This is a genomic window from Streptomyces himastatinicus ATCC 53653 (assembly GCF_000158915.1).
GTDB lineage: Bacteria > Actinomycetota > Actinomycetes > Streptomycetales > Streptomycetaceae > Streptomyces > Streptomyces himastatinicus.
Genome location: NZ_GG657754.1, coordinates 1151809 through 1161883 on the forward strand (window position 1 = coordinate 1151809; position 10075 = coordinate 1161883).

Annotated in this window: 1 protein-coding gene; it reads left to right on the top strand. The window is 73.6% G+C overall.

Annotated features, from left to right (window positions below):
* Positions 1-189: 189 nt before the first annotated feature.
* Positions 190-10075: non-ribosomal peptide synthetase (locus SSOG_RS04255; protein WP_009712974.1), on the top strand; the 9886-nt coding region annotated here is incomplete at its 3' end.

Here is a 10075-nt window from a genome sequence, read left to right on the forward strand (position 1 = left end):
TACGAGGGCGTAGGGCACTAGCTTGAAAGCAGCCTCACGGGATCACCCGTCCGTGAGGCTTGGAGGACGATCCGGATGGCAGGGATTATGCTTCAACTGACACAGTCAAGTGGGACTTCCGGCATCGGGCGATGACGACGTTTCACCCTCACCAGCGAGAGATCTTGGGAGCAGGATTCTAGACCGCCGATGAGCCCTCGACCTATCCGCTCGATATGTCGGGCGTGGTGGCGTGCCGGTGAGCTGGAGCTGACCTGGCTCTACTCCGACCGCGTCCACGACGAGGCCACGGTGCGGCGGCTCGCGGACGCGATGCTGGCGGCGCTGCGGGAGATCGTCGGCCACTGCGCGGAGCCGGGCGCCGGTGGCCGTACGCCGTCGGACTTCCCGCTCGCCCGGCTGGACCAGGCGGGCGTGGACCGGCTGGTCGGTGACGGGCGCGGGACCGAGGACGTCTACCCGCTGACCCCGCTCCAGGAAGGCATGCTCTTCCACCGCCTGGTGGGCGACGGACAGGACGTCTATCTCGACCAGGCCACGCTGACCCTGGCCGGGGTGAGCGACCCGCAGGCGTTCGCCCTCGCCTGGCAGCAGACGGTCGACCGCACGCCCGTGCTGCGCAGTGGCGTGGTGTGGGAGGACGTCGAGCGGCCCGTGCAGTTCGTACGGCACCGGGCCGCCGTGCCCGTCACCCACGTCGACTGGCGCGAGCTGCCGGAGGAGCGGCGCGCGGCCGAGCTGGACCAGCTACGGGAAGCGGATCTGGCGCTCGGCCTGGATCTGACGGAACCGCCGCTGATGCGGCTGACCCTGGTGCGACTCCCCGATGACCAGGTGGCGCTGATCTGGACCTCGCACCATCTGATCCTGGACGGCTGGAGCCTGGCCCAGGTCTTCACCGAGGTGTGCGAGCGGTACGCCGCGGCCGCCCGAGGAGACCGCCCGGCGCTGACCGCCCGGCGGCCCTTCCGCGACTATCTGCACTGGCTGGACCGCCAGGACGGGCGGGAGGCCGAGGAGCACTGGCGGGCGCTGCTCGCCGGGGTCACCGCGCCCACGCCGCTGCCGTACGACCGCAGGCCCCTGGAGTCCCACCGGGCCGGGTCCTCGGCGACGGTGGCGGTGGCGCTCGGGGCCGGGGTCTCGGCGGAGCTGCGCGAGGCGGCCCGGCGCCGCGGGCTCACCGTCAACACGATCGTGCAGGGCGCCTGGGCGCTGCTGCTGTCCCGGTACAGCGGCGAGGAGGACGTGGTCTTCGGCACCACCGTCTCGGGCCGCCCGGCGGAGCTGGCCGGGGTCGAGTCCATGGTGGGCATGTTCATCAACACCCTGCCCACCCGGGTACGGGTCGACGGCGCCCGGAACACCGCCGAGTGGCTGCGGGAACTCCAGATGGCGCAGGCGGGGTCCCGGGGCTTCGAATCCGTGTCGCTGGCCCAGCTGTCGGCCTGGAGCGAGGTCCCGGCGGGGACGCCGCTCTTCGACAGCATGGTGGCGTTCGAGAACTACCCCTTCGACGACTCCGAGGCACGTGAGGCGGGGCTGCGGATCCTCGACGTCGAGTCGACCGATGCCACGAACTTCCCGCTGAGCCTGCGCGCCCATCTCTCCGACCGGCTCGGCTTCGACCTCGGCTATGACCCGGAGCTGTTCGACGAGCGGACCACGGCCGCTCTCGCCGACCGGCTGTGCCGACTGCTGACGGAGATCGCGGCGGACCCGGACCGCCCGCTGCGGGCCCTGCCGTGGCTGACCGCCGAGGAGCGGCGGCGGATCCTGGTGGAGTGGAACGGCACGGCGGATGGCGCGCCGGAGCGGACCGTGGTGGACCTGTTCGAGGAGCAGGCCGCCCGTACCCCGGATGCGATGGCCGTCACCTGTGGCGCTCAGTCGCTGTCGTACGCGGAACTCGACGCGCGGGCGGGCCGGTTGGCCCACCGGCTCGCCACCGAGGGCGCGGCGCGGGAGCGGTATGTGGCGCTGGCCCTGCCCCGCTCGCTCGACATGATCGTGGCGATCGTGGCCGTGCTGAAGACCGGCGCGGCCTATCTGCCGATCGATCCGGACCAGCCGTCCGGGCGGATCGCCCATATGCTCGCCGACACCGAACCCGTGGTGCTGCTGACCACCGCCGACCTGGACGAGCGGATCGCGGCGGACACCGCCGTGCCCCGGCTGTGCCTGGACGACCCGGCGGTGACCGCCGATCTGCGGGACCGCCCGGCCACCGTCCCGGACGCTGCCCGGCCGCTGCCGGACAGCCCCGCCTACGCCATCTACACGTCGGGGTCGACCGGGATGCCCAAGGGTGTGGTCATCCCGCACGCCAATGTGGTGCGGCTGTTCTCGCAGACCCGGCAGTGGTTCTCGTTCGACGAGAGCGATGTGTGGACGCTGTTCCACTCCTACGCCTTCGACTTCTCCGTCTGGGAGATCTGGGGGCCGCTGCTGCACGGCGGCCGGCTCGTGGTCGTCCCGTACGCCGTCTCGCGCTCCCCGGAGGAGTTCCTGCGGCTGCTGGCGGACGAGCGGGTGACGGTGCTCAACCAGACGCCGTCGGCGTTCTACGCGCTGATGCGCGCGGATGAGGAGAACCCCGGGGCACGGCTTTCGCTGCGCCGGGTGATCTTCGGCGGTGAGGCGCTCGACCCGCGCCGTCTGGAGAGCTGGTACGCGCGGCACGCGGACAGCGCACCCGTACTGGTCAACATGTACGGGATCACCGAGACCACCGTGCACGTCACCCACACCGCCCTCGACCGCGCCACCACGGCCCGCGCCACCGGCAGCGACATCGGCACCGGCATCCCCGACCTGCGGATCTACGTCCTCGACGCGGCCCTCGAACCGGTACCGCCGGGTGCGGTGGGCGAGTTGTACGTGGCGGGCGCCGGGCTGGCCCGTGGCTATCTGCGCCGCCCGGGGCTGACCGCGTCCCGTTTCGTCGCCGACCCGTTCGGTCCGCCCGGGAGCCGGATGTACCGCACCGGCGACCGGGCCCGGTGGAGCGCGGACGGGGAGCTGGAGTATCTGGGCCGCGCCGACGACCAGGTGAAGATCCGTGGTTTCCGGATCGAGCCCGGTGAGATCGAGGCCGCCCTGACCGCGCATCCGGCGGTGGCCCACGCCGTGGTGACCGCGCGCGAGGACCGGCCCGGGGTGCGGCGGCTGGTGGCCTACACCGTGGCCACCCGGACTGTGCCCACCGGTCAGGGCGCGCCGCCGTCCGCCGCCGAGCTGCGGGAATTCCTCGGGCACAGCCTGCCCGAGCACATGATTCCGGCCGCCTACGTCCCGCTGGACACCCTGCCGCTGACCGTCAACGGCAAGCTCGACCGTGCGGCGCTTCCCGCCCCGGGCGCGGGCGGCTTCGCCACGGGCGCCGAGCGGATCGCCCCGCGCACCGAGGCGGAAGCCACGGTGGCCCGGGTGTGGGCCGAGGTCCTGGGGGTCGAGGAGGCGGGGGCCGAGGACAACTTCTTCGCCCTGGGCGGCGATTCGATCCTCGCCATCCGGGTGGCCTCCCGGCTGCGCACCGCCTTCAACACCGATGTCTCGCCGCGGTCCCTGTTCACCCATGCCACCGTCGCCGCCCTCGCCTCCGCGCTCAGCGCACCGGACGGCGCCGCGCCGCGCGATGTGATTCCCGCCGTGGCGCGGGGAGGGGACCTGCCGCTGTCGTACGCGCAACAGCGCCTGTGGTTCCTGGACGGTTTCGACGACCGCGACACCGAGTATGTGACCCCGTTCGCGCTGCGGCTGCGCGGCCCGCTCGACACCGGCGCCCTGCGCGCCGCGCTCGATGGTCTGGTGGCCCGGCACGAGCCGTTGCGCACCACGTTCGCCGAGGTGGACGGCCGCGGTGTGCAGCGGATCCACGCCGCGTACCGGGTCGAGCTGCCGCGTCACGACCTGACCGCCCTGCCCGCCACCGAGCGCGAACGGGAGCTGGAGCGGCTGCTGGAGCGGGAGGGTGCCACCGCCTTCGACCTGAGCCGTGGCCCGCTGCTGCGGGCGTCCCTGATCGGGCTGGACGACGAGGAACACGTCCTCACGCTGACGATGCATCACATCGTCACCGACGGCTGGTCCACCGCCGTCATCAGCGACGACCTGGGCGAGCTGTACGCCGCGGCACGCGAAGGCCGGGCCCCGGAACTCGCCCCGCTCCCGCTGGGCTACGCCGACTACGCGGCCTGGCAGCGCGATCCGGACGGCGGTGCCGCCACGGTGGAACCGCAGCTGGAGCACTGGCGGAAGACGCTGGCCGATCTGGCCCCGCTGGAGCTGCCGACCGACCGGCCGCGCCCGGCCGTGCAGACCAGGAACGGGGCGCTGCTGGACTTCACCTTGGACGCGGAGTTGGTGGACCGGCTCCGCGAGACCGGGCGGCAGGGCGACGGCACCCTCTTCATGACCCTGCTCGCCACCTGCCAGGTGCTGCTGGCGCGCTGGTCGGGGCAGGAGGACATCGCGGTGGGCACCGTGACCTCCGGCCGGGAGCGGCCCGAGCTGGAGCGCCTGGTCGGGATGTTCGTGAACACCCTGGTGCTGCGCGGCCGGGTGCGCGCGGACCGCCCGTTCGGCGAACTGCTCCGGGAGGTGCGCGACACCGTCCTGGACGCCTTCGCCCACCAGGACGTGCCCTTCGAGCGGATCGTGGACACGCTCCAGCCGGAGCGGGACACCAGCCGCACCCCGCTGTTCCAGGTGATGGTGGCGCTGCACAACCTGGGTAGCGAGGTGCCGAGCCTGCCCGGTCTCGCCGTGGAGGCCGTACGGATCCCCAGCCGGACCGCCGCGTTCGACCTCGGCTTCGACTTCGTGGAACACCGGGGCGCCCTGACCGGGTACGTGGAGTACAACACCGATCTGTTCGACGCGGCGACCGTGCGGCGGATGATCCGGCAGCTGCGGCTGCTGCTGGAGGCGGTGGCGGACGACCCCGGCCGCCCGGTGGGCGAACTCCCGCTGCTGACCGCGCGGGAGCGGCACACCGTGCTGGAGGAGTGGAACGACACCGCGCTCCCGGTGGCGGACACCACCTTCCCGCGCCACTTCGAGGAGCAGGTGGCCCGCACCCCGGGCGCCACCGCGCTGGTGGCGCCCGACGCCACGTACGACTTCGCGGAGCTGAACGCCCGCGCCAACCGGCTGGCCCACCATCTGATCGGCCTCGGGGCCGGTCCCGAGAAGGTGGTCGCGGTCAGGCTGCCGCGCACCGCCGACCTGATGGTGGCCCAGCTCGCGGTCCTCAAGGCGGGCGGCGCGTATCTGTACCTGGATCCGGAACTGCCCGCCGAGCGCGTCCGGTTCCTGCTGGAGGACTCAGGCCCCGAGGTCGTCCTCACCCCCGAGGCGCTGCGCGCCGCGCCCCTCGACGGCCTTCCCGCCACCGACCCCACAGACAGGGACCGGCGCTCCCCGCTGCGCCCGGCGAACACCGCGTACATCAACTACACCTCCGGTTCCACCGGCCGCCCCAAGGGCGTCGCCGTCGAACACCGCCAGCTGGTCAACCTCTGCCACGACCACGTCGCCGGGCTGATCGGGCCGCACGCGGCCGAGGCGGGCCGTCCACTGCGCGCGGCGCTGACCGCCGCGTTCTCCTTCGACACCTCCTGGGAGGGCGCGGTGTTCCTGGCCGCGGGCCAGGAGGTGCATCTGATCGACGACGCGGTACGGTTCGACCCGGCCGCCCTGGTCGAGCTGATCGGCGCCCGCGAGCTGGACTTCCTCGACCTCACCCCCTCGTATCTCCATGAGCTGATGGCCGCCGGGCTGTTCGACGGCCGTCACCGGCCACGGATCGTCATGGTGGGCGGCGAGGCGCTCAGCGCTGCGCTGTGGCGGGAGCTGCGCGCGGTGCACGGGGTGGCGGCGTACAACTTCTACGGGCCCACCGAATGCGCCGTCGACGCGGTGTACGGGCGCCTGACCGACCTCGGGGACCGTCCGCTCATCGGGCGCCCCGGCCACAACCTGCGGGCGTACGTCCTGGACGGGGCGCTGCGGCCCGTACCGCCCGGGGTGCCCGGCGAACTGCATCTGGCCGGCGCCCAGGTCGTACGCGGCTACCGGGGCCGTCCGGGGCTGACCGCGCTCCACTTCGTCCCCGACCCGTACGGCCCGCCCGGCTCCCGCATGTACCGCACCGGCGACCGGGCCCGCTGGACGGCGGACGGGGTGCTCGAATTCCTCGGCCGCGCCGACGACCAGGTCAAGATCCGTGGCTTCCGCATCGAGCCCGGTGAGATCGAGGCCGCCGTGCTGGACCATCCGGCGGTCGAGGACGCCGTGGTGGTGGCCCGCGAGGACTCCGGACACCGGCGGCTGGTGTGCTACCTCGTGGCCACGGGGGCGGACGCCGCGCCCGGCGCGGTGGAACTGCGCGCCCGGCTCAAGCGGACGCTGCCCGATTACATGGTCCCGGCGGCCTTCGTGACGCTGGACCGGATGCCCCGTAACGACGCCGGAAAGGTCGACCGGCGGGCACTGCCCGCACCGCCCGCGCAGCCGGCGGCGGAGACCGCGTACGTGGCGCCGCGCACCGAGACGGAGACCGTGCTCGCGCGCGTGTGGTCCGAGGTGCTCGGTACCCCGCGGATCGGGGTGGAGGACAACTTCTTCGCCCTGGGCGGCGATTCGATCCTCAGCATCCAGATCGTCTCCCGCGCCCGCCAGGCCGGACTGCGGATCACCTCCAAGGACATCTTCCGCCACCAGACCGTCGGGGAACTCGCGGTGACCCTCGGGTCCGCCCCGGCGCCGGACCACGCTCCGGCCGCCGCGCCGACGGGCCCGGCGCCGCTCACCCCGATCCATCACTGGTACCTCGACGGGCGGCGGCCCGGCGATCCGCACCACTTCACCATGACCCACCGGCTGCGGCTCGCCGACGACCTCGACGAGGCCGCGCTGCGGCGGGCGGTGGACGCAGCTGTGGCGCACCACGCGGCGCTGCGCACCCGGTTCCTCGTCATCGACGGTCAGTGGCGGCAGGACGTCCTGGCCAGCGCGCCCGGCCCGCTGCTGGAGCGGCACGATCTGTCCGGCCTCGGCGAGGAGGAGCGGTCGCGCGCCGTGCGGGAGGCCACGGTCGCGGCGCAGACCGGGCTGGACATCGGCGAGGGCGCGGTGCTGCGGGCCCTGCTGTTCACCTACGGTCCGGGGCAGCCGCCGGAGTTGCTGATCACCGTCCACCATCTGGTGGTCGACGGCGTGTCCTGGCGCGTCCTCCTCGGCGACCTGGAGACCGCGTACCACCAGGCCGCCGCCGGAGCCGCGCCCGCGCTGCCCCCGGTGAGCAGCGCCTACGCACACTGGGCGGCGCGGCTGGCGGACCACGTGCGGTCCGGCGGCCTCGACGGCGACCTGGCGTACTGGACGCGCACCGCGGGCACCGCGCCCGCCCCGCTGCCCGTCGACCGCCGGGGCGCCAACACCCAGGAGACGGCGGCCACGGTGACCGTGGGTCTCGGCCGCGCCGAGACCGAGGCGCTGCTGCGCGACGTCCCGGACGTCTACCGCACCCAGATCAACGATGTGCTGCTCAGCGCGCTCGGCCGGAGCCTGGCCCGCTGGACCGGCGACGACACCGTGCTGATCGGGGTCGAGGGCCACGGCCGCGAGGACCTCTTCGAGGAGCTGGATCTCTCCCGTACGGTCGGCTGGTTCACCGCCGAGTTCCCGCTCGCGCTGACCGTCGCTCGGTGCGCGGACTGGCGGGAGACGCTGAGGTCCGTCAAGGAGCAGCTGCACGCCGTACCGCACCGCGGGCTGAGTTACGGCGCGCTGCGCCACCTCTCCCCCACGGCGGGCGAGCGGTTGCGGGGCGGCCCTGCCCCGCAGATCGGGTTCAACTACCACGGCCAGTGGGACGCCGCTTCGGGCGATGCCCCCGGCCTCTACCGGGCCGCCCTGCCCTCGACGGGGAGGGACGCACCGGACGGTGAGGCCCGTACGTATCTGCTGGAGGTCACCGGAGCCGTCCAGGACGGCCGTCTGGAGCTGGGCTGGACCTATCCGACGCTGATGTACGACGAGGCGACCGTGCGCCGCCTCGCCGAGGACGTGGTCGCCGCGCTGCGGCAGATCGTCGCGCACTGCGCGGAGCCCGGCGCGGGTGGCCGCAGCCCGTCCGACTTCCCGCTCGCCCGGCTCGACCAGCGCCAGGTGGACCTGATCGCGGGCGACGGCAGGGACGTGGAGGACATCTATCCGCTGACCCCGTTGCAGGCGGGCATGCTCTTCCACGGCCTGGTCGACACCCAGGGGGCCTACTTCGACCAGATCGCGCTGCGCATCGGCGGCATCGCCGACCCGGACGCGTTCGCCGCCGCCTGGCAGCGGGTCGTGGACCGGACGCCGGTGCTGCGCAGCGAGGTCCGCTGGGAGGGGCTCGAGGAGCCCGTCCAGGTGGTGCGCCGTCACACCGCCCTGCCCACCGCCCGGCGCGACTGGCGCCGCCTCACCCCGGACGGGCAGCAGGCCGCGCTGGAGCGGCTGCTCGCCGAGGACCGGGCGGCCGGGATGGAGCTGACCCGGGCCCCGCTGACCCGGATCGCGGTGGCGCGGCTGACCGACGACGAGATCATGCTGGTGTGGACCTCGCACCATCTGATGCTCGACGGCTGGTCCACCGGGCAGATCTTCGCCGAGGTGTGCGAGAACTACGCGGCGCTCACCGAGGGCCGCACCGTGGCCCCGCCCGCGCGGCGCCCGTTCCGGGACTTCCTGCGCTGGCTGCGGGAACAGGACCAGGAGCGGGCCGAGGGGCACTGGCGTGACGTACTCGCCGGGTTCGCCGCCCGGACCCCGCTGCCGTACGACCGGCCGCCCCGGGAGGCGCACCGGGCCGCGTCGGGCGCGCTGACCCGGCTGGAGCTGCCCCGGGAGGTGTCCGCGCGGCTGCGCGAGACGGCCCGCAGCCACGGGCTGACCGTCAACACGATGGTGCAGGGCGCCTGGGCGCTGCTGCTGTCCCGGTACGGCGGCGAGCCGGACGTGGTGTTCGGCACCACCGCCTCGGGCCGCCCGGACGGGCTGCCGGGGGTGGAGACGATGGTCGGCATGTTCATCAACACGGTCCCCACCCGGGCCGTGGCCGACGGCGGCCGCGATGTGGTGCGGTGGCTGCGGGAACTCCAGGACCAGCAGAGCGAGTCCCGCCGCTTCGACTTCGTCTCGCTCGCCCGCATCCAGGCGTTGAGCGAACTGCCCGCAGCCGAGGCCCTGTTCGACTCCATGGTGGTCTTCGAGAACTACCCCTTCGACGAGGAGTCGGCGGCCGGTGCCGGGATCGCCATCCGGGAGGTGCGGGCCGAGGACGCCACCAACTTCCCGCTGTGCTGCCGCGCCTATCTCGGTGACCGGCTCGGGTTCGACATCGCCTACGATCCGGCGCTGTTCGACGCGGCGACGGCGGAGCGGGCCGCGCGCCATCTGGGGACGCTGCTGGAGGGCATGGCCGACGGCGCCGGGCGCACCCTGGACGATCTGCGGCTGCTGACCGACGCCGAGGAGCGCCGCGCGGTGCGGGAGGGGAACGACACCGCCCGGCCGCTACCCGCGGGCTCCCTCGCGGAACTGTTCGCCGCGCAGGCCGCGCTGACCCCGGACGCCATCGCCGTCACCGACGGCGCCACCGCGCTCGACTACCGCGACCTCGAGGTGTGGTCCGGGCAACTGGCGGCGGTCCTGGCCGAGTCGGGGGTGCGCACCGAGGACCGGGTGGTGCTGCTGATGGAGCGGTCGGCCGCGCTCGTCGTGGCGCAGCTCGCTGTGGTCAGGGCGGGCGGGGTGTACGTCCCGGTGGACGCCCGCGCGCCCCGCGCACGGCAGCGGGAGCTGCTGGAGCAGGCGGCCGCGCAGGTCGTGCTGACGGCGGACGACGTGGCCGCCGCGCGCGACGGCGAGCGCACCCCGCTTGCCGTGCCGGTGGACCGGGACAACCTGGCGTACGTGATGTTCACCTCCGGGTCTATTTTGGGTGCCGAAGGCCGTGGGGGTGCGCCACCGCGATGTGGCGGCTCTCCCCTCCACCGGGCCTTCGCGAGCGGCGGGCACGAACGGG